This window comes from Anaerosalibacter bizertensis (assembly GCF_009696605.1).
Classification (GTDB): Bacteria; Bacillota; Clostridia; order Tissierellales; family Sporanaerobacteraceae; genus Anaerosalibacter; species Anaerosalibacter bizertensis.
In genome coordinates, this window is sequence record NZ_VULR01000007.1 from 65,528 (window position 1) to 91,174 (window position 25,647).

A 25,647-nucleotide genomic window follows, 5' to 3' on the forward strand; every position below is an offset into this window, starting at 1 on the left:
GAGTAAAAAAAGTAATCTCAAATGATTTTAAAATCATTTGAGATTACTTTTTTAGATATAATTATAACGTTCACATCTTGTGAAAAAAATATACATATAATATACTAGTTTTAGTGGTGACATATAAAAAAGAACGCAATCTTGGAGGTATTTTTATGAAGATTTATATATTAAATAAGGTGTTAGAGTTTGAGAATAATGTAGAGTCTATAGAGGAAATATTTGAAGAAGTTAATAATATTATAGCTATTTCAAATTATACATTGAGCCATTTTGAAATAGATGGAGATGAAGTCTATAATAATTTTTATGGTTATTTTTTCAAAAATATAGATACTATAGAGGAAGTAAAAGTTATAACTAAGAATATAAAAGATATAACAAAGGAAATTCTTTTTTCTAATATTGAATATTTAGAAGAAGCTATTTTCGAAGTAGAAGTATTGGCAAATGAATTTTATAAAGAGCCTAGTAAAAAAACATGGAGTGAACTAGTTAATTTATTAGAAGGTATTAGATGGCTTATGGATACTTTCTATGTAGTAGATATGAGTGATGAGCTTAAATATATAGTTACGAGCTATGAAACTTGGAATTTATATGCAAAAGATATATATTCTCTAAAAGATATAATGGAAGGTATAGGAGGAATATTTGAAAATGATGATATAGCATTTCCTCCAGAAATCTTATCTGATGAAATACTCCCTTTATTTAAAGATATGAAGGATAAACTGGACACATTAGTAGATAGAAATATAGATAAAAGCAAGTTAAATTAATACTTATAATAGAAAGATATAAAAAGGTAGAAATTTTTCTACCTTTTTATATCTTTAATTATTTTATATAGAGTGGATAGATTTTTAGTAGTAATGCTAAAAAGTTGCTAATTATTAACGTATTGGCAATGAAGCAATGATATATTTTATAGTTTTTAAAACTTATTTTTCTGTAGAGCTTATAACATCTCTACTTTGATATTATAGTTTATAAATGTGAATTTAGGCATGAATATTGCAACTAATTTTATGTAGATTTTAAGAGCAACAAGTATTACTGTTTTTTAAAATAAAGGGGATGAGAAAACATATGGTATGGATTCCATTTTTGTGCTTGACAATAGGTTTAATAGTTGGGGTTCAAAATTTATCAGATTCTGTTTTAAAAATCGTAGATTTACTAGTAAATATTGCTTTGGTGGGTTTAATGTTAACTATAGGCGCAAATATTGGCATAAATGATTCTATTATGTCTAATTTAGGGACTATCGGATTAAACTGTATGATAATTGCTTTGTCTTCTATAGCTTTCAGTGTGATTTTTACTGTTCTTGTTGAAAAAACAATATTGCCTTTAGAAAAAATAAGTAGAAAATTATCCTCAAAAAAAATCAATGTAAATGATGAGGTAAATATTTTTGAAGAAGAAAAAAAGAAGATGTCTCCGCTGATTTGGATTATGCCTGTATCTATCGTTGTCGGAATTATTTTTAGTATTACTATGCTTCCAAAGAATTTTATTTTAGATTATGCTTTAAATATTTTTTTGATAATTCTCTATACTAGTGTAGGTATTAGTTTAGGTTCTAATCGTATGATATTTAATTATATCAAGGTATTAGGATGGAAGATTATTTTTCTTCCAATTGCAATTTTTATAGGAAGTCTTATATCAGGTATTTTGTCTGGAATTATACTTGGCTTACCGTTACATATTTCAGTAATATCTTCTAGTGGAATGAGTTATTATAGTGTTACTGGAGCATATATGACACAGGTGTATGGAGTTGAGGTGGGAACATATGGTTTCATGGTTAATGTTATGAGAGAATTTTTTACGATTTTACTTCTACCTCTCTTAATTAAAATAAGTAAGGGAAGTCCAATTGCAGGAGGAGCTGCTGGAAATATGGATACTATGTTGGTGCCAGTAACAAAATTTGTTGGACCAGAATTAGGGTTAGTGGCATTAATTACTGGAACCATTCTTACTTTTGCTGTACCTGTTATATTACCTATATTATATAATTTTTTTATGTAGAATAATAACTAAATAGGGATGAGTATATTAATAATCATAGTATAATCATCCCTTAATTTGCGCTTAATTAAATTGTATTAAGGAGTATACTCTATAGGTGCTACTAGATAATCCCCGTCTAAGAAGTTTATTACTAGGAAGTATTCATCATTGTATTTATAAACTAGTCCATTGGTTTTTTCAGCAGAATCTTCAGTATTTTTTATTATATCTGCGAATTCTTCTAGTTTTTCATTATCTTCTAAGTTATCAATATATACTCCCATATATTCTAAAAATGCAATGGTCTTTTCTCGTAATAACTCTTTTGAAATCATGCAAATCACCCCTTTTAATCCTTTACATCAATAAGATACCCTGAATAATTTTGTTTAATCAATATTTGATTTTGTACTAAATGAAAGAAAATTATTTTGAAATATTAGAAATTTAGTTAGGTTTTTGATAGCTTTGGCAAATATGGCTATATAAAAGGGGACGATATTAATAAACTTAAGAGAATAATTGAGCCATATTGTGAAGAATAAGAATAGGCTAGGAGAATCTAGCCTATTCTTATTTCAAATACTTATCAAACCAATCTGTCATTTCTTTAAGCCTTCTAATCCTATGTTTAGGCTTTCCACTCCTACTTAATTCATGATTTTCTCCACGGAACATGCAAAGTCTTGCATCTACTCCATGATATTTTAGTGCAGTAAACATCTGTAGTCCCTCTGGTAGCCAACAGCGGTAGTCTTCTTCTGAGTGAATGAATAGTGTCGGGGTTTTAGCCTTGTCTGCATATTTAACAGGGGAGTGGAACCAAAGTTTTTCTACATTGTTCCAAGGTGTCCCAACTTGTTCATTGTCTACAAAGAAGTAGCCAATATCTGTAGTTCCAAATTTAGAAATCCAGTTGGAAATACTTCTTTGGCTGGCAGCAGCTTTAAATCTATCTGTATGGCCTATGATCCAATTAGTCATAAATCCACCATAAGAACCACCAGTTACCCCTATTTTATTGCTATCTATAAATGGATATTTTTCAAGGACTATATCAGTAAATTTCATAAGGTCATCATAGTCAATAGTTCCATACTTTCCTCTTATATCTGCAAATTCATTGCCTCTTCCATCACTACCTCTAGGGTTGGTAAAGAATACTACATATCCTTCATTAGCCCAATATTGCATTTCATGGTAGAATACCTCTCCATAAACAGTTTTTGGTCCACCATGGATATCTAGTATTCCTGGATATTTTTTATTTGGGTCAAAATCTACAGGTTTCATTATCCAACCTTCTAAAGTTATTCCATCTTCATTTTCAAAGGTTATCCTTTCTGGAGTAGATAATCTTTTAGTTTTTATTACCCATTCATTAAAGGATGTAATCTGCTTTTCTTCCCCATTTTCTAAAGTATATAGTTCTTGAAGTTTCATATTTTTTAAACCAATGAATAATACATTTCCATTATGTATATCAAAACCGTCAATAGAACCACCTTTAGTAGTTATTTTTTCAATATGGCCATTTTCATCAATCCTATTTATATAGGATGAGTTTATTTCTGTAGTCACAAAGTATAGATAGTCTCCATCTACTTTAAAGGATTGACTACCTCCATATCTACAATCAGAACCTACTGAATTCCATATACTATGATCAAAATCATCGGTTATTTTTTCTGTTCTTTTATTATTTAAATCCATAGTGTAGAAATGGCTGTTTTCATTTATTCCATAGGTTTTCATATTGTTGCCAGCAAATATTATTTTATCATTTAAAAAATCTCCATAAACATATGCAAAAGGATCTTCATGGGTTATATTTTCTAAATTATTTTTATTTATATCATATAAGTATAGATTGCTTTTAATTGGAGCCTTATCTTTAAAAGAGTTAGCAATGATTATAGCCATAGTCCTATTTTTATTTAAATTAATAAATTCTACATCTGTAAATTCATCAGTAATTGGTTTAATTTGATTTTCATCTTTGTTATATAGATATAATCTATTTCTTTTCTTGTTTGTGAAACCTTGGCCATTGGACCAGAAAGGTATTTCATCTAATACTTCATAGTCTTTTTCTTCTTTAAATTTTTTTATGGCTTTTTCTTTTTCACTACCTTCTAGATTGTTTATATCTGGTTTATAGTGGTCATAAAGGGCTGTAACTAGAAAGTTTTTGTCATCTACCTTCTTAAGTTCTGTTACAGTTAGTGGTACTCTGAATGCTTCTACTGCTTCTCCACCGTGAATATTTATTTTATAATAGATTGTAAATTCTTCTCCAGATTCTAATTTTTCTTTATCCTTTGAGTTTCTCATAGCTGGAAATAGAATATTTGATTCATCTAGCCATATGAAAGATTTTTCTTCATCTAGAGAAGTTAATTGAAAGTATTTATCTGTACGAGTATTATAAATCCATATATTAGATAGATACTTGTTTTCCTCTAAATCCATTCTATGAAGTACGAAAGCAGCGTATTCTCCATTGGGAGAATATTTAAGGCTAGAAAGAAACTTATACTTAGTAAAATCATCAAGCTGTAACTTTTCCATAAAAATCCCTCCACAAAAATAATTTTAAATTTTTTTTACTTAACAATACTTGGTACTTTCTTTTAAGATAGTGCTGGTCCCCTGTATTTAACATAGTGCAAGTCCACGAATTTTGGGTTATTGGTTTTCCTTCCGAAAAAGCTTTGAAGAAAATAGGACTTGATTTTCTAATCAAAGACTTTTTTAGTCAGTCAAACGCAATAACCCAAAATCCTTTACTATGCATAGTTTAAAGCTTTAACTATACTTATTCAAATAGTATAATGTTTGAGTAAATAGAAATAAAGAATGAGCGACTTAAAAGAGTTTTGCTATGAAATAATCCGACCTAAAAATAAAATGCGTTAAAAATTTTTCACTGTTTGAGCGAAGCGAGTTTGAAAACATTTAGCATTTTATTTTTAGGGAGGATAATATTTCATCAAAACTCTTTTCGGAGCGAATTTTTATTTCTATTTGCGGGGACTTAGCACTATTTCAAAATCAAGCCCTATTTTCTATAATAATAAATCTTTCCATTCTCAATATGATTTTCAACAAGACCTTTATTGGTTAAATAAGTTAAAAAAGCTGCTGTAGATGAGAAGTAGATATGATATTGATTGAAATTAGAATAATCCATATCATTTAAAATTAAAATATTTTGCAAAAGATCCTCTCTACTATAAGGTTGATCCAATATTGTTAAAAATTCCTCTGATATATTATTTACCCATTTAATATTTATATCTACCAAATTCTCTACTTCATCTTTTGAATATAACTTATCTGAATGGCCTAGTACAAAAATATCTCCATCTATTTCTTTAATATGCTCAAAAGAATTTAAAGTATCTTCCACACTATATATAAAAGGTAATTGATATTTATTTAGTATATCTACACTAAATAAACTATCACCTAAAAAACATACTTTATCTGGGGTCACAATGCCTATTTGGTCGAGAGTATGGCCTTTTAAAGATATAATTTCAAATTTTTCATCATTTATTTTTTCTGTACCATAGTTAAGAGTATAGTCTACTTTTATAGGTTTATTGCTTTTAGCTATATCTTTAGTGCTAACGGCTCCATAAAAAGTGTAAGGGAATAATTCATTATTCTCCATAAATAACCTTTCTTTTTCAGAAGTATAGGTGATACATCCTGGATAATTTTCAGTAAGATAGTTGTTTCCTCCAGAATGATCTAAATGATTATGAGTATTTACTATATATTTAGGATGAAGATTATTAGAAAGTAGTACATTTTCAATTTTTCTAGCAGCTGTATTATTCATTCCTGTATCAATAATGAGACAGTTTTTATTTTTATAAGTATAAACTCCTGTGTTAGTATTACTAGGAATATAAAAAGTATTACCTCTTATTTTAGTAAGATTCATGTTTTCACATCCTTTTTCATTATATATTTATATTTAATATTATATACTTAATATTATATACCAAAATCTAAGTTTTTCATTTAAACCTAGCATTACACTAAGATTTTAATATAGTATATAATAATGGTAAAATAAAAAAAAGTAGGTGGCACGATATGGAAAAATCTTATGTCCATGTGTATACAGGAAATGGAAAAGGAAAAACTACTGCTAGTATAGGACTTTCTATAAGGGCAGCTCTTGCAGGTAAGAAAGTATTTATAGGACAGTTTGTAAAGGGAATGGAGTATAGTGAGTTGAAGCTTGTAGACTATTTATCCAATATAGAAATTCAGCAGTTTGGCAGGGATTGTTTCATATATAATGATCCTACAGAAGAAGATATAGAAGCTGCAAAGAAGGGGCTAGAGATTTGTAAAAAGGTATTAGAAAGTGGAAAATATGATTTGGTAGTATTAGATGAATTAAATATTGCTTTGTATTACAAATTATTTTCTATAGAAGAGGCTATTGAAATAATTGAAAATAGGGATGACTCTGTAGAAGTAATAATTACAGGAAGATATGCACCAAAGGAAATAATAGCTTTAGCAGATTTAGTTACTGAAATGAAAGAAATAAAACACTACTATACAGAAGGTGTAGAAGCAAGAAAAGGTATAGAGTTCTAGGAGGGTCTGTAGGTGAAAAAGAAAATTATATTTATAATAGCTGTAGTATTGTTGGTTATTCCTATATTTATAATAAAAAATTATAGAAAGGAAAGTTCAAAAAATAAGGATAATATAGTGGAAGAAGTATGGTATGGAGAGAAGAAAGTCGCTTACTTAAGAGAGGTAGAAGGAAATTATATTTTAGAAATAGATGATGTTGTAAATAAAAAGAAGGGTAATATAGAAGGAATAGGTGGCTATTTACATAATATTAATTGGTCACCAGATGGAAATTATTTAACAGTTGATGGTGGAATAGAGGCTACTAGTACTACCTATATAATTTCAGTAAAGGATTTAGAATTATTTGATAAAATATTTACCACTGGAAACACTGTCTGGTCGCCAGATTCAAAGAAACTTTTAATAGGTGTAGAAAATAAGGAGGAAAATATAGATTTAGCAATATACTATCTTTGGAGCCAAAGAGCAGAGCCTTTGCTTGAGGCTAAAGAAGGTTATGACTATTACCCAGAGTATTGGAAAGATGATAATGTAGGATGTGCAAAGGTGTCTGGTGAAAATAAAGAGTCTTTTCAAATTAAGTATAAGCCTTCCCTAGAAGAAAAGATAATGTCAATAGCTATGAACAAGAAAGAAATAGATAGTAAGGAATTAAAAACAATAATTTCAAAATTACCTGAAATAGACTTAGAAAATCTTGAAAAGATATATGGGGAAGGCAGTGATATAAAGATATTAAACTGGCTTTCAAAACAAAGTATTAAAGATAAAGAAGATATTGAAAGTATATTAAAAATATCATTAAATCTCTATGATGAACAGCATACTATTATTTCAAATTTAATGAAGGATCTTTATTTAAAGGATAAAATTACATTTATAAAGGCTTTAGCTAAAGTGCCAAAAGCTATGGAGGAAACTGCATATGCCTTTAAAACTTTTGAGCTTTATGAAACTGGAAATGAAGATATGATAAAGGATTTAGATATGTTTTCAAGTTCCAATGTACTTACAGAGGAAGAAAAGAAACTTGCTGTAGAATTTTTAAATATATATGATCTTTGTGGAATATGAAGTTAAAAAAATGGAGACATAATGTCTCCATTTTTTAGATTTAATCTAGAATTTTTTAAATAATTCCTTTTTAGCACCACAGATAGGGCATTTGTCTTCAGCCTCGTTAGCTGCTGTATATCCACAGATAGGACATACATACACTTCATTGAAGTCTACATCTTTTCCAGCATCTACTGCATCTTTTGCTTCTTGGAACAAAGCTGCATGTAGTTTTTCTGCTTCTAATGCGAAATTCATAGATCTTATAGCTTGTTTTTCATCTTGAAGTTCTGCAACTGCTATGTAAGCAGGATACATTTGTTCTACTTCAAATAATTCACCGTTTATAGCTCCTTGTAAGTTTTCAGAAGTAGTTCCAAGTCCAAATCCTGCTCCAGCTGTAACTGAGAAATCTCCACTTTCATCTTTCATTACTTTAAAATGGCTTGTAGCATGGATTTGTTCTGCATAGGAAATAGCTTTAAAAAGTCTTCCTACATTTTCAAAACCGTCTTTTTCTGCTTTATCTGCCCAAGCTAAATATCTCATATGAGCTTGACTTTCACCGCCAAAAGCTGAACGTAAATTTTCTGCTGTCATTGCATTCATTAAAAAATTCCCCCTTAATAGTATTGTTTATATATTTGATCATGGGCCAATTGGACCTTCAACTGGCCCATGATTTTATAACTTGAATTATTAGGTTGATTTTAAGCAATCTTTACATATACCTTCATAATATATTTTCCTTTTATTTATAATGAAACCCTTTATATCTTCTTCACTTATATTAGATGTATTAATATTGAAATCATATATTTTATTACAAATTTCACATTTAAAATGTCCGTGTGCAGATGTATCTATATCATATCTAGACTCTTTATCATCAATGGATACAAGATTTACTATATTTTTTTCTAAAAACAACTCTAATGTATTATATATACTAGTTTTAGAAAGGGTAGGTATATCTTCTATTAATTCTTTATATATTTCATCTACTGTAGGATGATATTTATTATCCTTTAAGTATTGAAGTACTTTTATTCTAATAGTTGATGGCTTAATATCATGTTCTTTTAAGTATTTTCTTGCTGAATCTGTTTTAAATGCCATCTTAAAAAATCCCCTTTCATTTGTAACGACTTCAGTTTTGTAATGATTACAATTTATATTATAAATTGTTTAAAATTATTTGTCAAGTTCTTTAGTAATAATGAAATATTTAACAATCGACTTTATATTTTATATATTCCCTTTATTTTTCAAAAAAACATTATATTTGCTCTAACTTTACGATTAAAGAAAAATATAGTATAAATATATGTATGCCTTTTAAAATACCAATAGAAAATTTAACAAAAGGAGATGACTATATGCAGAAATATTTTCCAAAGGGAGTATGTAGTAGAGAGATAATTTTTGATGTAGATGGGGGTAAAATAAAAGATGTAGAGTTTGTAGGAGGATGTGAGGGAAATCTAAAAGGCATATCTCATCTTGTAGAGGGAATGGATATAGATGAAGTAATAGACAAGCTTTCTGGAATTAGATGTGGATTTAAAAACACATCTTGTCCAGATCAGTTTTCTAAGGCACTGAAAGAATATAAAGAAAAAGCAAATAGCTAACGATATGCTATTTGCTTTTTTTCCACTTATTTAAATCTATTATTTTTCCTATATTTTTAACATTTTTATTTTTATTTTCTTTTAATATATTAAATACTGCTTTTCCTAAGTTGGTAATACTTATAGTAGAAACAGAATTTTCTTTAAAATAGGATGCTTCTTTAAAGGTTAATAACCCCATATTTTCAAATAGATATATTATTTTCTCATCAAATATTGGAGTATCAATATAGATATATTTAATATCATCATAATTATATATCATATCTGGAGTCAAATTACTTAAATTATCTATTATATTAAATTTGTAATCCTGTTCAATACTTTTATAATCTGCACCTGCAAACTTTTCCCAAGACATTATATTCCAAATATAATCTATAAACAAAGCTAGTTTTTCAAATCTTTTTAACTCAATATATTCACTTTCTTTTTCATAAGGTATGATTCTATTTTTATTTATAGTCAATATATAATTGCATAGTGAGAAATTATAAAAAAGGTGGATTAGAGGAAGATCTGTTTGCACTATATTTTTAGTTGTTTTTGCCATCATATCCTGAGTAATTAGATTATTTAAATCTAACAAATACTTATTTTCCATATATTTATTTTTTTTAGATATTGTTACATTGTTATTTCTTATATAAAATAAATATTTTTCATAGTTATTTAAGAACTCTATAGCCTCTTTATTTAAATTGTCCTTAATAGGTTGGTCTAGATTTTTATCCCAATATAAAGGCATGTTTATAGGTTTTGCAGGTTTAAAGTATTCATCCCTTTTTTTACTTATTGTAAGCATTTCTTCATAGGATTTTTCATACCTTTTTTTATTTTTTTCGTCTTTTAAAAATTTAATATATTTTTTTAAAGTTGCAATATAAGAGTTTAATTTAGTTTTGCTAGGTATGAAATCATCAAATATACCTTCTTTAATCAATCTATTAAGATTTATTTTATCTAAATCATAAAGGGTATAGTCTAAATCGAACAAATAGTATTCGTATATATCTATTAGATTTTTAATATGTTTATTTACAGTGCTTTTGGTTAGGTCTTTTTCCAGAAAAGACTCAAATTCATCTAATTCTTCTGCCAACTGTATATCATTTTCATCATTAAATCCTAAGACATCGTATATACAGTCTGTATAGATTTTATATACATTTAAACTATATTTTCTAAGGTATTCTTCCATTAGAATATTATTTTCTTTATCTTTAATGGATTCATAATCTAGAAATATTTTTTCCAAAAATGTGTTTTTAGAGAAGTCAGGAAGAAAGCTAATATCCCCAACAAATTTTTCATATATAATTACTTTTGATACCCTTCCAAATATAAGTTCTGATTTATCTACTATTTTAGAAAGTTCTGGTTCCCATACAATATGATGTTTATTACATAGAAGGTCTTTTACATACATTAAATCGTCTTTTATATTTTTAATTTCATATAGACTTATGTGGGACTTGTTCCTTTCTAAAAGTATTTCTTTTTCTAAATCATTTAATTTATCAGGAGAATCCTCTATGAAATGCTCTATGAAATTTTTACCATATTTAGTTATATAGTCTAGGCTTATCCAAACATTGAAAGCTGTACTGGTTCTTCTTTCATCGAAATCTGGATAGTAGAATGGAATAGTCTTGATATTGTTTTCCCTTTGAAAAAAAGTATCTATATAATTAAGTAGTTTTTTTGTAGCACTTTCTTGAATACTCATAATCTGCTCATAATCAAGTTTCTTCATATACATCCTCCAAAGAATTAAAATTTTATTTAAATTGTATACTATCATTATATATTAAACAAGATTAATTTGCATAAATATAAGGGTGTGAAATATTTAAAAAATTTGATATTATACTTTTAAGTATAAGTTTTTTTTAGGAGGGGTCAAATGTTAAAATTTAAAGATTATGAATATAAAAGGCCAGATATGGAAAAGGTTGAAGAAGAAATTATGTATTTGATAGAAGAATTTGAGAAGGCAAATTCTTCTAAAGAACAAAATGAAATCATCGGAAAAATAAACGGTATAAGAGAAGAAGTAGAATCTATGTCTAATTTAGTTTATATAAGACATTCGATAAATACTTTAGATGAATATTATGAAAAAGAGCAAGAATTTCTCGATGAAAACATGCCTTTATATGAGAATTTAATATCTAGATATATGAAGGCTTTAGTTAATTCTAAATTTAGAAATGAATTAGAAGAAAAATGGGGCTCCCATTTATTTAATCTATCAGAAATTAAATTAAAAACTTTTTCTGATGAAATAATAGAGGACCTAGTTACTGAAAATAAGCTAGTATCTGAATACGATAAATTAATAGCTTCAGCTAAAATAGTATTTAAAGGTGAAGAGAGAAATCTATCCCAAATGCAACCTTTTATGCAATCTACAGATAGAAACACAAGGAAAGAAGCCTATGAAGCTTACATAGGATTTTTTGAAGAAAATGAAGACAAGTTTGATACTATCTATGATAAATTAGTAAAGGTAAGGGATGGTATAGCTAAGAAATTAGGTTTTAAGAATTTTGTAGAACTAGGATATGCTAGAATGGGAAGAACAGACTATGATGCAGAAATGGTAGCGAATTATAGGAAACAAGTATTTGAAGACTTAGTGCCAGTAGTGGTGAAACTAAAGGATAGACAAAGACTTAGACTAGGCCTTAATGAGCTTAAATATTATGATGAGCCACTAGAGTTTTTAACTGGAAATGCTATTCCAAAGGGAAGTCCTGAATGGATACTTGAAAATGGAAAGAAAATGTATAATGAACTTTCTAAAGAAACAGCTGAATTTTTCAACTTCATGGTAGAAAGAGAGCTTATGGATCTTGTAAGTAAGAAAGGAAAAATGAGTGGTGGATATTGTACCCATATAACGAAATACGATTCTCCTTTCATATTTTCCAATTTCAATGGTACTAGTGGAGATGTAGATGTTTTGACCCATGAGGCAGGCCACGCTTTTCAATTTTATTTAAGTAGATCTTTTGAAGTGCCAGAATATCATTCCCCTACATTGGAAGCTTGCGAAATCCATTCTATGAGTATGGAATTTATAACTTGGCCTTGGATGGAACTTTTCTTTGAGGAAGATGTAGAAAAATATAAATTTAGCCATTTAAGTGGAGCAGTTAACTTTATACCTTATGGAGTAACAGTAGACGAGTTTCAGCATTTTGTATATGAAAATCCAGAAGCTACTCCTGAAGAGAGAAAAGCTAAGTGGAGAGAAATAGAGAAGAAATACCTTCCATTTAGGGATTATGAAGAAAATGACTTTTTAAATAGGGGTGGATATTGGTTTAGACAAGGGCATATATTCCAAGTTCCTTTTTACTATATTGATTATACTTTAGCTCAAGTATGTGCATTCCAATTTTGGATAAAGGCAATGGAAGGAGACGGCGAATTTTGGGAAGATTATTTAAGATTATGTAGGGCTGGTGGAAGTGATTCTTTCTTAAATCTTGTAAAATTAGCTGGACTTAAAAATCCATTTGTAGACGGAACAATAAGAGAAGTTATAAAACCTATAAGTAAATGGTTAGATTCAGTAGATGATACTGAGTTTTAATTAAAAAGCTATCCTAATTTTTTAGGATAGCTTATGATATTCTCCTGTTAGAAGTTCAATATCTCTATTAAATATTCCATTTCTTCAAGTATTATTTTAAGGTGGTAGTTAAATACTATATCCATTTCAATCATTGCATTTCTATGGGAATGTGGAACTTTTTTATCATACATTTTTTCCAATACTTGGGTATTTGTTCTATTAATTATAGGGTCAAAGTCTATACTTGAGAGTATACTTAGATTATCATATATATCCTTAAAAGAATCATAGGTATTTTTCAGATGTTTACAATCTTCACCTTTACAAATATTTAACTCTACTTCTTCTCTTAAGGTGCCATAATAATCTTCCAATGTTTTCAAATTGTTTTTTATATGTTCAAGTTCTCCTATATTTATATCTTTGTTTTTCCATATAAGGCTTTCTATTAAATTTAAACTTTCAGCTAAAATATTATTACAAGAGAAATGGACTTTGTCTTTAAAATTGGGAGGCAGTATAAAGAAGTTAACAAGGGTTGCAATTATTATTCCTACAAAGGTATCTAATGTTCTATATAAACTATAGTTCAATCTATTTCCAGGTTCTTGATTATATGTTATAGATAAAAATACTATAGCTGCAATAGTAGCAGATTTTTTCCATTCTAAAACATTACATAGATGTATGATTATAATAACCCCCATACCAATGATAATAGGGTTTGTTGGTGATATAAGTGAGCAAACAAGTCCTAAAGCAGCCCCTAAAACTGTTCCAAGCATTCTACTTTTTCCAGCTTTAAAAGAGCCAGCAACAGAAGATTGCATGGCAATTATTGCAGCAATTCCCGCAAAAAATGGACTCTTTAACTTTATAATTTGTGCTATGAATATGGTTAGAGAAACAGCTATTGCAGTTTTAACAGTTCTCATACCAATTTTCATACTACCAACATCCTTCCAAGAATTTTCATCTATATAAATTTAATATAATTATATCAATGTTTTATTTTTAGTACAAGGAAGTGAAAACTATATTTTTTGTTACAATATATAGTATAGTTATTATAGAGTTGAAAAAAACTACATATAATGTAAAGTATAGTTATAGATAAATATCAGAGGTGCTTTTTATGAAAAAAAATAGAAAAAAATTGAAATGGCTTTTAATAGCAGGTTTTGTAGGCTTTCTCATATACCTTATTTCTACTGTAAATATATATGATAAGGAAAGCTTAATAGATTTTTTTACCACAGCAAAAGTAAGTACAAATTTTGGAATGTTTTTTACTATAGCTACAGCTGTATTAGTTGTGTTTTTCGTACCTATATCCTGGTTAAATGCTTTTGGGGCTTTCTTTTTTGGCTTAAAAGGATTTATATATATTTTTATTGGAGGAATAGTAGGCTCTATAGTATCTTTTTACATAGCACGGGTTTTTCAAGATGATGTAATGAAAATTGTATATAAAATCTATAATAGAAAGAAGAGAAAAGTCAGTTTAGATGAAGTGAAAGGGAAGATAGAGAAATTTGGAATTGGTTATGTGTTTTTCTTGAGAAGTATGCCTTTCATACCCTTTAGTGTGGCTAATTTTGTATCGGGTGTTACATCTATTAAACTTAGAGATTATATATTGGGAACAATTTTAGGCCTTGGACCAGGCCAATTTATAACTACCTTTTTCTTTTCAAGAGCAGTTAATTTAAAGGAAGATCCAATAGGGGCTATTATAGGGGCTAGTATCAAGATTATATATGTTGGTATAGTCATACTTTGGCAAAGAAATAGTAAATTTAAATCTAAAGAATAACCCTACTTAGTCGATATATAAAATAAGAGTAAGAGAGGGGGATATATATGAGAGTTGGAGAAAGTTTATCTATACCTAAGGCTAATTATATGACTGTAGGCGAAGAAATAAATAATTTAAATATTGATAAACACATAAATTCAAATATTAAAAAAGGACAAGGTTCCTTCCCAGAAGATAAAAAATATACAGAAGATGAAATTATAAAAGGAATAGAAGAAGCCAATGAGAAATTTATTATATATGATAGAAGATTTGAATTTTCAATTCATGATAATACAAAACAAATAATGGTAAAAGTAATAGATGTAAATACTGATGAAGTAATAAGAGAAATACCTCCAGAAAAAATATTAGACCTGGTGGCTGCTATTTGGGAAATAACAGGGATAATGGTAGATGAAAGGATATAGGTGGTGATATTATGTATAATAATTTAAGGATTACAGGTTTAGCTTCTCCATTTGATACAGAAGAGATGGTTGGAAAATTAATGGAAACAGAGAAAGTTAAGTTAAATAGGGTAGAACAAGACAAACAGCTATTGGTTTGGAAAAGGGAAGCTTATAATGATTTAAATAAAGATTTTGCAAATTTTATATTGAATACCAGGAAAGAATTTGGCCTTACAACCACGACTTCCACAGGAGCTATGGTTTCAAATTCATATGAAAAATTAACTTGGGTAAAGTCTGCCACATCATCTAATGAATCAGTAGGCACAGTTAGTACAACTGCCAAAGCAATGAGCGGAAGCTACAATGTAGAAGTAGAACAATTGGCAGAAGGGGTCAAGATGGCAAGTAGCAGCAATATTACTGTAGAAGGTGGAACTAAAGACAATTTGGCTAGTCAGTTTGGATTAGATGAAGGAGATGTAATAAAGTTTTCTATAGATACTAAAAATGGAACTAAGGAATTTGAATTTACAGGTTCACAAAGTATTAATGATGTAGTAAAGGCTATAAATAATGCTAAAGTTGAGGTAGGAGAAGGGGATAATAAAAAAGAAGTATCATTAGGTGTAAGAGCTGTTTATGATGCAAATATAGATAGGTTCTTTTTTCAAACAGAAGGAACTGGCACAGATACATGGATAAAGATAGATGATAAAAGTGTTATAGATGGTAAGAATGGTTTCATTGAAGGTGACAACAGTTTACTAAAATTAAATACTAACCAAAAATCAGATTCAGAAGGAAAATATAGAGGCAAAAATGCTAGAATAAACTTTGATGGTGCAGAAGGTATTGAAATAGGGTCCAACCAATTTACTATAAACGGTATGGATTTTAATATAAAAAGTATAGGCAGTTTCACTGCAACTGTAGATACTAATATAGATGCTTTTTATGAAAAGGTTGAGAAATTTGTAGAGGAATATAATAAATTAGTTGAAAAATCTAATTTGCTTTTGACTCAGAAAAAATATAGGGATTATCTGCCTTTAACTGCTGACCAAAAGAAGGAAATGGATAAAAAAGATATTGAGCTTTGGGAGGAAAAAGCTAAATCTGGTCTTTTAAGAAGTGATGAGTTGATTTCAAGGACTATGAGAAACTCAAGAACTTGGATGTATGAGAACATAGAAGGTGTGGAAGGAAGCTTCAAACATTTAACTGAAATTGGTATTAGTACGGAAAAGTTTTCTCAAGGCAGTTTAGGTGGCAAATTATCTATAGATGAGATAAAATTAAAGGAAGCTATTAGAAAAGATGCAGATGGTGTTTTAGAACTCCTTTTTAAAAGTCCAGACTATGGAAAAGGAGAATTAGAAGGGGTTACATCTTATAAATCTGATAGAGAACTTAGTAGTGAACAGCTTCAAGCTAAAAGGAAACAAAGTGGAATCGTAACAAGACTTTATGATAATCTTATTTTAGGTATGCAAGATATTATCAATAAATCAGGCATAGGTGATGATTCCAATCTATATAGAAATGTTAAGTCTAATATGCTTATAGATTTTGTAACGAAGCATAGTAGTATTAGTATGATAGATAAAGATGTTATGAAATTAGAAAGTAAGATTGATGATTTGAATGTGTACTTATTTGAAAAAGAAAACCATTATTACTCCAAATTTGCAGCTATGGAAAAAGCTCTTTCTCGTATGAATCAACAGAGTATGTGGCTTATGCAGCAATTTTCTAATTAGAAGGGAAAGGATTGGTTAAATGAATTATAATGCCCTAAATCAATATAAACAAAATACTGTATATACAGCAACTCCAGAGGAATTGACCCTTATGCTTTATGAAGGTGGAATTAAGTTTATAAATATTGGGAAATTAAGTATTGAAAAAGGGGACATAAAGAGAGCTCATGAATCTATAATGAGAGCTCAAGATATAATTATAGAATTAAATGCGTCATTAAATATGGATTATGAAGTATCAAAGAATTTAAGAGAGCTTTATGAATTTATGATGGACAGGCTAATTGATGGAAATATAAAGAAGGAAGTAGAACCTTTAGATGAAGTTTTAGAGCTTTTAACAGATTTAAAAGATACTTGGAAAGAAGCTATGCAAAAATCTAAAAAAGCTAGATATAAAAATAAGTAGGTGTAGATATGGCTAAAGAACTAATAGATAGTATGATATACATAAGTAAAGAAAAACTAGGCCATCTAAACTCTATTTTAAAACTTACAAAAGTTCAAAAAAAATATATTGGAAAAGAAGATATGCTTAGTAATGATGAAATACTGGACAAAAAAGACGAGATAATAAAAAAAATAGATGTATTAGATAGGGAATTTTTAATCAAATTTTCTGAGTTAAAAAATAAATGTAATATTGACGATATAAATGAGTTAAATGTAGAAGAGTATCCAAATCTAAGAGAACTAAAGGGGACTATAAGAGAGATAAGCTCTACTTTGATGGCTATATCTATTTTAGATGAAGAAAACAATAAAGTTTTAAAAAAGAGTTTGGAAAAAATAAAATTAGACCTAAAAAAATTGAAAAAAGGGAAAAAAGCCTATAAAGGTTATAACAAAACTTTAGATTCAAATATTTTTATAGATGAAAAGAAATAGCTGTAATTTTACAGTTATTTCTTTTTTTTATGCATATTCTATGTATATAAGATGTATATATTGTACATATAGTGTTTTTAGTTGATTTTTTTCTCTTAAAGTACTACAATAAGAATAAGTATAATTATCAAATAATTGTTAATATTATCATAAAAGGTGGAATTTCAAAGAAATATGACTTGTCCACTTTTTATCAAGAGACTTATCCACATGATTAAAAGTACTATATACAGTTTTCCACAGAATTATACACACTATCCACAGAAAAACATGAATATAATCCACTATTGCTCCACATATAATTGTTAATAAGTTTATAAATAATTATACAAAAGGAGTGAATAAATCCATAAGTAAAATATTTTTGTTATAAGTGGGTTTTTTGTGGGTATTATATACTAATAAGAGAAGCAAGTAGTTTTACTTGCATGAAAGGAGTTGGGGTCTATGAAGATAAAGATCACTGGTAAGAATATGGATATAACAGATGCTCTAAAGGAAATAACTTTTAAAAAAATAGGGAAACTTGATAAGTACTTTCAAGAGGATGTGGATACCAATGTAACCTTTAGCGTAGAGAAGAATAGACAGATAATTGAGGTTACAATCAACCTTCCTGGAACAATACTCCGTGCTGAGGAATATAGTGATGATATGTATAACTCTATTGATAAAGCAGTTGATGTTTTAGAAGGACAAATAAGAAAATATAAGACAAAGCTTCAAAAGAGATACCAAAATGGGGAAACTATAAGATTTGAAAATATTGAACCAATGCCTAAACCAAAGGAAGAAGATATACCAAAATTAGTTAAAGTGAAAAGATTTGCAATGAAACCAATGGATGCTGAGGAAGCTATTCTTCAAATGGAATTACTTAGACATAATTTCTTTGTATTTATGAATGGAGAGACTGATGAAGTAAATGTAGTATATAAAAGGAAAGACGGAAATTATGGCTTGATTGAACCAGAGTTTTAATAGTATAATATTTATATAGAGTGCAAAATTGCAGGATGAAAATCCTGCAATTTTTTAGTATAAGGAGGGATTTTATTGTTTATTGAAATAATTATATTATCTATAATAATAGGCCTTGTAAGAGGTGGCAAATTATCAAGATTTAAGAGGGTTAATTTCAAGAAAATGTGGGTTTTAATATTGGCCTTAATTATTCAATACTTTTTAGTAACAATTAATTTCATCGAAGAACTACATTATCTTGATGAAGTATTTAGATTTACCAAACAGTTATCTATTATATCCTATATATTGTTGTTTATAGGAATAATAATTAATTTAAGATATAGATCATTATGGGTTGTTTTAGCAGGTTCAATTATGAATATTTTAGCAATGATTTTCAATGGATGGAAGAGACCTATACTTGTTGAAGGAATAGAATTATTAGGTTTTGAAGACCTTGGCTTCCTTTTAGAACAAGGGAAATTACCTTTATATACTCCTATAGTAGAAAAAACTAAATTGGCTATATTAGGAGATATAATCGTATTACCAAAACCATATCCTTATCCTCATATATTTAGCTTAGGGGATTTTATAATTTACTTAGGATTATTTGTACTTATACAAGAAATAATGATATCTGAAGATAGGGATTTTGGGAATATGGTTCAATTTGACTTTATAAGCAGATAATCACATATCTTGTATATCAAAATAATTAATGGTAAAATTGATTGATGGATATGTTCTGTTTTTGAAAGGTGGTTAGAAAATGAAAGCCTTATTTGAAAAGATATTTGGCTCCTATAGTGAGCGAGAATTGAAAAAGATAGCTCCTTTAGTAGATAAAATAGAAGATTTAGAAGGCAGTACAGAAAGACTCTCTGATAGAGAGTTGAAAGAAAAGACATCTGAATTTAAGAAGAGATTGGAAAAAGGAGAGACATTAGATGATATACTCCCAGAAGCTTTTGCAGTAGTAAGAGAAGCTTCTAGTAGGGTTTTAGGTATGAAACATTTCAGGGTTCAACTTGAAGGAGGTATAATACTCCATCAAGGAAGAATAGCAGAAATGAAGACAGGGGAAGGAAAAACCCTTGTAGCAACCCTTCCTGCATATTTAAATGCCCTTACTGGAGAAGGGGTTCATATAGTTACAGTCAATGACTATTTGGCAAAAAGGGATAAAGAATGGATGGGAAAAGTATATGAATTCCTAGGTCTTAGTGTAGGCTGTATCACCCATGATATGGATAGTGAAGAAAGGAAAGAAGCCTATAATTGTGATATAACCTATGGAACCAATAATGAATTTGGATTCGACTATTTAAGGGACAATATGGTTATATACAAAGATGAAATGGTTCAAAGAAAATTAAACTTTGCCATAGTAGACGAAGTAGATAGTATTCTTATAGATGAAGCAAGAACACCTCTTATTATTTCAGGTGCAGGAGATAAATCTACAAAACTTTATTATACAGCAGATAATTTTGTTAAAAAATTAGAAGGAAGAAAAATAGATCCAAATGAAAGAAAGTCTGATCCATTTGATAGAGAAATAAAAGAAGAAGTAGTAGACTTTGTAGTAGATGAAAAGGCTAGAACTGTTACACTAACTGAAAAAGGGACTAAAAAAGCAGAAGGTTTTTTTGGACTTGAAAACCTAGCAGACCCAGATAATATGGAGATAGCTCACCATATAAATCAAGGTTTAAAAGCAAGATATCTAATGAAAAGGGACATAGATTATGTAGTGAAAAATGGAGAAATATTGATTGTAGATGAGTTTACAGGAAGAATTATGCATGGTAGAAGGTATAGCGATGGACTACATCAAGCTATTGAAGCTAAGGAAGGATTAGAAGTAAGAAGCGAGTCTAAGACTTTAGCTACAATTACATTCCAAAATTATTTTAGAATGTATAAGAAACTTTCTGGTATGACAGGTACAGCAAAAACAGAGGAATCTGAATTTAGAGAGATATATAATATGGATGTAGTAGAGATTCCAACAAATAAGCCTGTTATAAGGGAAGATTTCCATGATAGCATATATAAAAATGAAGAAGCTAAGTTCAATGCAGCAGTTAGAGAGATAAAAGAAAGACATAGTACAGGTCAACCTATACTTGTAGGTACCATTTCTATAGAAAAATCTGAGATACTAAGTAAAATGCTTAAAAAAGAAAAAATACCACATGAAGTATTGAATGCTAAACATCATGAGAGGGAAGCTGAGATAGTAGCTCAAGCTGGTAGGATTGGAGCGGTGACTATAGCTACAAATATGGCTGGTCGTGGTACAGATATAGTACTTGGAGGGAATCCAGAATACCTTGCAAAGGCAGAAATGAAGAAGAAAGGCTATGATGAAGAAATTATATCTCAAGTAGATAGCTTTATTGACACAAAGGATGCTGAGATATTGGAAGCAAGGAAGGTATATGAAAAATTTTATGAAAAGTTTAAAGAAGAAACAGATAAAGAACATGATGAAGTTGTAGAGGTAGGAGGACTTCATATCATAGGTACTGAAAGACATGAGTCAAGAAGGATAGACAATCAGCTTAGAGGACGTGCTGGTCGTCAAGGAGATCCAGGTTCATCTAGATTCTATATTTCCCTTGAAGATGATTTAATGAGATTGTTTGGAAGTAATAGGGTTCAAGGATTTATTGGGGATAATTTTCCAGATGATGAACCATTAGAACATAAACTTTTAACTAAGTCTATTGAAAGTGCTCAAAGTAAAGTAGAAGGAAATAACTTTGCTATTAGAAAGCATGTTCTTCAATATGATGATGTAATGAATAAGCAAAGAGAAGTAATATACAGTGAAAGAAGAAAAGTGCTAGAAGGAGAAAATCTAAGAGACTATATAATGTCTATGACTAAATCCATGATAGATAGGGCTATAGATATGTATTCTCAAGGCAGCGAGTTTGTAGAAGAATGGGATTTAGAGGGATTTGAAAATTATTTAAAAACATCTTTTTTACCTTCTGGGTATTTGACTAAAGAAAATATTAACAATATGGATAAAGAAGAAATTAGAGAAAAGTTGTACAGTCTATCTGAAAAACGCTATAAAGAAAAAGAAGCAGAAATAGGAGAAGAAAGATTTAGAGAAATAGAGAGGATTGTACTTCTTCAGGTAGTAGACAATAAGTGGATGGACCACATAGATGCTATGGCTCAACTAAAGCAAGGTATTGGCCTTAGAGCTTATGGTCAAGAAGATCCTGTAAGAGCTTACCAAATAGAAGGTTTTGACATGTTTGAAGATATGACTATTAGCATACAAGAAGATACTGTTAAATATTTGTACAATGTTGAAACTCCAGATAAAATGGAAAGAAAGAGGGTTGCAAAAGCGGTTTCAACCAATAAAGAAAATCAGGGGAAACAAAAGCCAATAGTTAAAGAGAAAAAAGTTGGCAGAAATGATCCTTGTCCTTGTGGAAGTGGGAAAAAATATAAAAAGTGCTGTGGCAGAAATGCATAGATTGGAGTGATTTAATGGAAGGCATTCATGAATATAGAGAAGGAGTAGCCTCAATTAGGAATGAACTAAAAGATTTGGGTGTTTCCCTTTGACATAGATAGTATGAAAAAAAGGGTTAAAGACTTAGATATAGAAGCAGCTAAAGAAGAGTTTTGGCAGGATGTAGAAAATGCACAGAAAGTTCTTCAAGAATCTAAACATTTAAAAGATAGAATAGATGAGTATGAAAGTTTAGAATCGGAATTAGAAGATTTAGAAGTTCTTATTGAATTGGCCCTTGAAGAAGAAGATTTTTCTTTAAATAAGGAGATAAAAAATTCTTACAATAAGGTGGCCAAAAAGGCTAAGAATTTGAAACTAACTACCCTTCTAAATGGAGAATATGATAAAAATAATGCTATACTATCCATTCATTCAGGAGCTGGAGGATTGGAAGCTCAAGACTGGGCAGAAATGCTTCTTAGAATGTACAGAAGATGGGCAGAGGACAAAGGCTTTGGAATAGATACTTTAGATATCCTTCCTGATACAGCAGGAGGAATAAAAAGTGCAACCCTTCTTATAAAGGGGTTAAATGCCTATGGATATTTAAAATCTGAAAAAGGGGTTCATAGACTTGTAAGAATATCCCCTTTTGATTCTTCGGGTAGAAGACATACTTCTTTTGCTAGTATAGATGTCTATCCAGAGCTAGGTGATGATACAGATATAGATATAGATTCTAAGGATTTAAAAATCGATACCTATAGATCTAGTGGTGCAGGAGGACAGTATGTAAATACAACAGATTCTGCCGTAAGGATAACCCATATTCCTACTGGTATTGTAGTACAATGTCAAAATGAAAGATCTCAACATAGCAATAGGATAAATGCTATGAAGATGCTCAAAGCTAAGCTTATACAACTGAAAGAAGAAGAACATAAGGAAAAAATTGAGGATTTACAAGGTAAATATACTCAAATTGCATGGGGATCTCAAATTAGGTCTTATATCTTCCATCCATACAATATGGTCAAGGACCATAGGACTAATTTAGAAGTAGGAGATATAAATAGTGTGATGGATGGAGATATAGATATGTTTATAAATGAATACTTAAAACAAAAAACCCTTCTTTAAAGAAGGGTTTTAATTAATAGCTATTAAAAAATTATTAATTGTCAAACAAAGGAATTTTATAAAATTTGTAGAATAGTATAGTGGTGGTTTTAATAATATTAACAATATATTAGGATAGGAAGTGGTTAAATGGACATCAGTAGTATTTTGATGAAGGAATTTAAACTTAAAAGTTTCCAAGTCAACAATACTATAAGGCTTATTGACGAAGGTAATACTATTCCTTTTATTGCCAGATATAGGAAGGAACAAACTGGAGAATTAAATGATATAGTTTTAAGAGAGCTAAATGATAGACTAAATTATTTAAGAAATCTAGAAAATAGACAGGATGAAGTCATAAGACTTATTGAAGAACAAGGAAAACTAACAGATGATTTAAAAAAGGAAATACTAAATGCAGATACTCTTCAAAGGGTAGAAGATCTATATAGGCCTTATAAGAAAAAAAGGAGAACAAGAGCTACTAAGGCAAAGGAAAAAGGATTGGAACCTTTAGCTAAGATAATTATTGATGAAGAGATTGAAGAAGGTAGCTTAGAAAAAATAGCTAGCCCTTTTATAGATATAGAAAAAGGAGTAGAAAGTACAGAAGAAGCTTATAATGGAGCAATGGATATTATAGCAGAAATAGTTTCTGATAATGCTAAGTTTAGAAAGATAATAAGAAAGATATTTTTCGAAAAGGGAATTTTAAAATCAGAAGTAGTAGATAGTAAAGAATCAACTGTATATGAAATGTATTATTCCTATAATGAAAAAGTAAAAACTATTCCTAATCATAGAATATTAGCTATAAATAGAGGAGAAAAGGAAAAAGTTCTTAGGGTTAAAATATTGGTTCCTGATGAAGAAATATTAAATATTCTAAAAAGGGAAATGATAAAAAATAATAGAGCTATTACTACAGAATATTTAGAAATGGCTATTGAAGACGGATATAAAAGACTTATATTTCCTTCAATAGAGCGAGAAATTAGAGGAGCTTTAACAGAAAGGGCAGAAGATGAAGGAATAAAAGTCTTTTCTACAAATTTAAAGCCATTACTTATGCAACCTCCTATAAAAAACAAAGTAGTTATGGGAGTAGATCCAGGGTTTAGAACAGGATGTAAAGTAGCAGTAGTAGACGGAACTGGAAAACTATTAGAAACTACTGTAGTCTATCCTACAGAACCTCAAAATCAAGTAGAAAAGACAAAAACAGAGCTAAAAAGACTAATAAATAAACACAATGTGGATATAATTGCTATAGGTAATGGAACGGCTTCTAGGGAAACGGAGCAAGTAGTAGTAGAGATGCTAAAAGAACTGGAAAATAAAGATGTGTCTTACATAATAGTTAGTGAGGCAGGAGCATCAGTTTATTCAGCTTCTAAAATAGCTAATGAAGAATTTCCAGGCATGGATGTTTCACTAAGAGGCGCTATATCTATAGCTAGAAGACTACAAGATCCCCTAGCTGAACTTGTAAAAATAGAGCCTAAACATATAGGGGTAGGCCAGTATCAACATGATTTAAATCAAACTAAATTAAATGAAGCTTTAAGTGGAGTAGTAGAGTCTTCTGTAAATACAGTAGGAGTAGATCTAAATACAGCCAGTACATCACTACTTAAATATGTGTCAGGAATATCTAATAGGGTAGCTGCAAATATAGTAGACTATAGGGATGAGAATGGTATATTTAAAAATAGGAAAGAGCTTTTAAAAGTTAAGGGCTTAGGAGAAAAAACTTTCATACAATGTGCTGGTTTTTTAAGGATTCCAGAAGGCGAAAATCCACTAGACAATACAGCAGTACATCCAGAGTCTTATGATATAGCTGAGAAAATTCTAGAAAGAGATGCTTTAGATGAAGTAAGTTTAGATAGCTTATCTGAAGAGTTAGAAGTAGGTATACCTACCTTGAAAGATATTATCGAGGAGATAAAAAAACCTGGAAGAGATCCAAGGGAAAATATGCCAAAACCCATATTTAGAACAGATGTATTAAATATAGAAGACTTAAAGCCAGATATGGTCCTTACAGGAACAGTGAGAAATGTAGTGGATTTTGGAGCTTTTGTAGATATAGGTGTAAAACAAGATGGACTAGTTCACATATCAAAATTAAGCGATAAATTTATAAAACATCCTATGGAAGTAGTAAAAATAGGGGATATAGTCCAAGTAAGGGTTTTAGATATTGATATATCCAAGGGAAAAATTTCTTTAAGTATGAGAGATATATAGGTCCCATTAAGGAGGTAGTTC

Annotated in this window: 23 protein-coding genes; 16 read left to right on the plus strand and 7 right to left on the minus strand. The window is 29.3% G+C overall.

All coding sequences use genetic code 11. The features are described from left to right. The first annotated feature begins 155 nt into the window (after nt 1-155). Together FYJ27_RS06390 and FYJ27_RS06395 are read left to right on the plus strand one after the other, a co-directional pair. On the plus strand, nt 156-782 hold the full coding sequence (locus tag FYJ27_RS06390) for a hypothetical protein (RefSeq protein WP_154484027.1): 627 nt from the start codon (nt 156-158) through the stop codon (nt 780-782). A gap of 310 nt (nt 783-1,092) precedes the next feature. Beyond that, nucleotides 1,093-2,043 carry a LysO family transporter gene (locus FYJ27_RS06395; protein ID WP_154484028.1) on the plus strand — a complete coding sequence of 317 codons (951 nt, stop codon included), beginning with the start codon at nt 1,093-1,095 and terminating at the stop codon, nt 2,041-2,043. 77 nt (nt 2,044-2,120) lie between these two features. Here the strand turns inward: FYJ27_RS06395 and FYJ27_RS06400 are convergent, their stop codons facing one another. The 3 genes from FYJ27_RS06400 to FYJ27_RS06410 all read right to left on the minus strand — a co-directional run bounded on the left by FYJ27_RS06400 (nt 2,121) and on the right by FYJ27_RS06410 (nt 5,980). Continuing rightward, the gene (locus tag FYJ27_RS06400; RefSeq protein WP_154484029.1) at nt 2,121-2,360 is read right to left on the minus strand and encodes a hypothetical protein; all 240 of its coding nucleotides are present in this window, start codon (nt 2,358-2,360) and stop codon (nt 2,121-2,123) included. Between the two features lie 238 nt (nt 2,361-2,598). Beyond that, nucleotides 2,599-4,596, minus strand: coding sequence for a S9 family peptidase (locus FYJ27_RS06405; RefSeq protein WP_154484030.1), 1,998 nt, complete (start codon nt 4,594-4,596; stop codon nt 2,599-2,601). Nucleotides 4,597-5,086: 490 nt separating this feature from the next. Continuing rightward, nucleotides 5,087-5,980: an MBL fold metallo-hydrolase gene (locus FYJ27_RS06410; protein WP_154484031.1), complete on the minus strand. Its 894-nt coding sequence runs from the start codon at nt 5,978-5,980 to the stop codon at nt 5,087-5,089. A 155-nt stretch (nt 5,981-6,135) separates the two neighbouring features. Here FYJ27_RS06410 and FYJ27_RS06415 point away from each other — a divergent pair, with 155 nt between their 5' ends. Next, nucleotides 6,136-6,651: a cob(I)yrinic acid a,c-diamide adenosyltransferase gene (locus FYJ27_RS06415; RefSeq protein ID WP_154484032.1), complete on the plus strand. Its 516-nt coding sequence runs from the start codon at nt 6,136-6,138 to the stop codon at nt 6,649-6,651. A gap of 12 nt (nt 6,652-6,663) precedes the next feature. Continuing rightward, nucleotides 6,664-7,731, plus strand: coding sequence for a hypothetical protein (locus FYJ27_RS06420; RefSeq protein ID WP_154484033.1), 1,068 nt, complete (start codon nt 6,664-6,666; stop codon nt 7,729-7,731). A gap of 45 nt (nt 7,732-7,776) precedes the next feature. On the opposite strand, the gene FYJ27_RS06425 is transcribed toward FYJ27_RS06420, so the two are convergent. Beyond that, entirely contained in the window at nt 7,777-8,322 is a 546-nt protein-coding gene (locus FYJ27_RS06425) for a rubrerythrin family protein (RefSeq protein ID WP_154484034.1), read from the minus strand. A 90-nt stretch (nt 8,323-8,412) separates the two neighbouring features. Beyond that, complete coding sequence (locus tag FYJ27_RS06430) at nt 8,413-8,832, minus strand: Fur family transcriptional regulator (RefSeq protein WP_154484035.1); 420 nt, start codon at nt 8,830-8,832, stop codon at nt 8,413-8,415. Between the two features lie 260 nt (nt 8,833-9,092). Between FYJ27_RS06430 and FYJ27_RS06435 the strand changes: the two genes are divergently transcribed. Beyond that, complete coding sequence (locus tag FYJ27_RS06435) at nt 9,093-9,347, plus strand: TIGR03905 family TSCPD domain-containing protein (RefSeq protein WP_154484036.1); 255 nt, start codon at nt 9,093-9,095, stop codon at nt 9,345-9,347. Nucleotides 9,348-9,354: 7 nt separating this feature from the next. Here FYJ27_RS06435 and FYJ27_RS06440 read toward each other — a convergent pair whose 3' ends face one another. Beyond that, nucleotides 9,355-11,103 (minus strand): hypothetical protein, encoded by a 1,749-nt coding sequence (locus FYJ27_RS06440; protein ID WP_154484037.1) that lies wholly within the window; start codon nt 11,101-11,103, stop codon nt 9,355-9,357. Between the two features lie 150 nt (nt 11,104-11,253). Between FYJ27_RS06440 and FYJ27_RS06445 the strand changes: the two genes are divergently transcribed. Beyond that, nucleotides 11,254-12,951, plus strand: coding sequence for a M3 family oligoendopeptidase (locus FYJ27_RS06445; RefSeq protein ID WP_154484038.1), 1,698 nt, complete (start codon nt 11,254-11,256; stop codon nt 12,949-12,951). Between the two features lie 47 nt (nt 12,952-12,998). Here FYJ27_RS06445 and FYJ27_RS06450 read toward each other — a convergent pair whose 3' ends face one another. Next, nucleotides 12,999-13,880, minus strand: a complete 882-nt coding sequence (locus FYJ27_RS06450; RefSeq protein WP_154484039.1) for an FUSC family protein — start codon at nt 13,878-13,880, stop codon at nt 12,999-13,001. A 188-nt stretch (nt 13,881-14,068) separates the two neighbouring features. Between FYJ27_RS06450 and FYJ27_RS06455 the strand changes: the two genes are divergently transcribed. The 10 genes from FYJ27_RS06455 to FYJ27_RS06500 all read left to right on the plus strand — a co-directional run bounded on the left by FYJ27_RS06455 (nt 14,069) and on the right by FYJ27_RS06500 (nt 25,626). Beyond that, entirely contained in the window at nt 14,069-14,749 is a 681-nt protein-coding gene (locus tag FYJ27_RS06455) for a TVP38/TMEM64 family protein (protein WP_154484040.1), read from the plus strand. Between the two features lie 47 nt (nt 14,750-14,796). Continuing rightward, entirely contained in the window at nt 14,797-15,162 is a 366-nt protein-coding gene (locus FYJ27_RS06460; RefSeq protein WP_229775496.1) for a flagellar protein FlaG, read from the plus strand. Nucleotides 15,163-15,173: 11 nt separating this feature from the next. Beyond that, a complete protein-coding gene (gene fliD, locus FYJ27_RS06465) occupies nt 15,174-16,907 on the plus strand; it encodes a flagellar filament capping protein FliD (RefSeq protein ID WP_154484041.1) in 1,734 nt (577 codons plus the stop codon). A 19-nt stretch (nt 16,908-16,926) separates the two neighbouring features. Next, nucleotides 16,927-17,316 (plus strand): flagellar export chaperone FliS, encoded by a 390-nt coding sequence (gene fliS, locus FYJ27_RS06470; RefSeq protein ID WP_154484042.1) that lies wholly within the window; start codon nt 16,927-16,929, stop codon nt 17,314-17,316. Between the two features lie 8 nt (nt 17,317-17,324). Next, a complete protein-coding gene (flgN, locus tag FYJ27_RS06475; RefSeq protein WP_154484043.1) occupies nt 17,325-17,795 on the plus strand; it encodes a flagellar export chaperone FlgN in 471 nt (156 codons plus the stop codon). Between the two features lie 447 nt (nt 17,796-18,242). Then, entirely contained in the window at nt 18,243-18,776 is a 534-nt protein-coding gene (gene hpf, locus FYJ27_RS06480; RefSeq protein ID WP_154484044.1) for a ribosome hibernation-promoting factor, HPF/YfiA family, read from the plus strand. A gap of 75 nt (nt 18,777-18,851) precedes the next feature. After that, the gene (locus FYJ27_RS06485) at nt 18,852-19,454 is read left to right on the plus strand and encodes a DUF5317 domain-containing protein (protein WP_154484045.1); all 603 of its coding nucleotides are present in this window, start codon (nt 18,852-18,854) and stop codon (nt 19,452-19,454) included. Nucleotides 19,455-19,533: 79 nt separating this feature from the next. Continuing rightward, nucleotides 19,534-22,269 (plus strand): preprotein translocase subunit SecA, encoded by a 2,736-nt coding sequence (gene secA, locus FYJ27_RS06490; RefSeq protein WP_154484046.1) that lies wholly within the window; start codon nt 19,534-19,536, stop codon nt 22,267-22,269. 14 nt (nt 22,270-22,283) lie between these two features. Next, nucleotides 22,284-23,391, plus strand: a protein-coding gene (gene prfB / locus FYJ27_RS06495; RefSeq protein ID WP_195839096.1) for a peptide chain release factor 2 whose coding sequence is annotated in 2 segments (ribosomal slippage) — nt 22,284-22,358 and nt 22,360-23,391 — 1,107 coding nt in all. Because the reading frame shifts where the segments join, the coding sequence is not laid out codon by codon here. A gap of 129 nt (nt 23,392-23,520) precedes the next feature. Next, a complete protein-coding gene (locus FYJ27_RS06500; RefSeq protein WP_154484048.1) occupies nt 23,521-25,626 on the plus strand; it encodes a Tex family protein in 2,106 nt (701 codons plus the stop codon). Nucleotides 25,627-25,647: the final 21 nt, after the last annotated feature.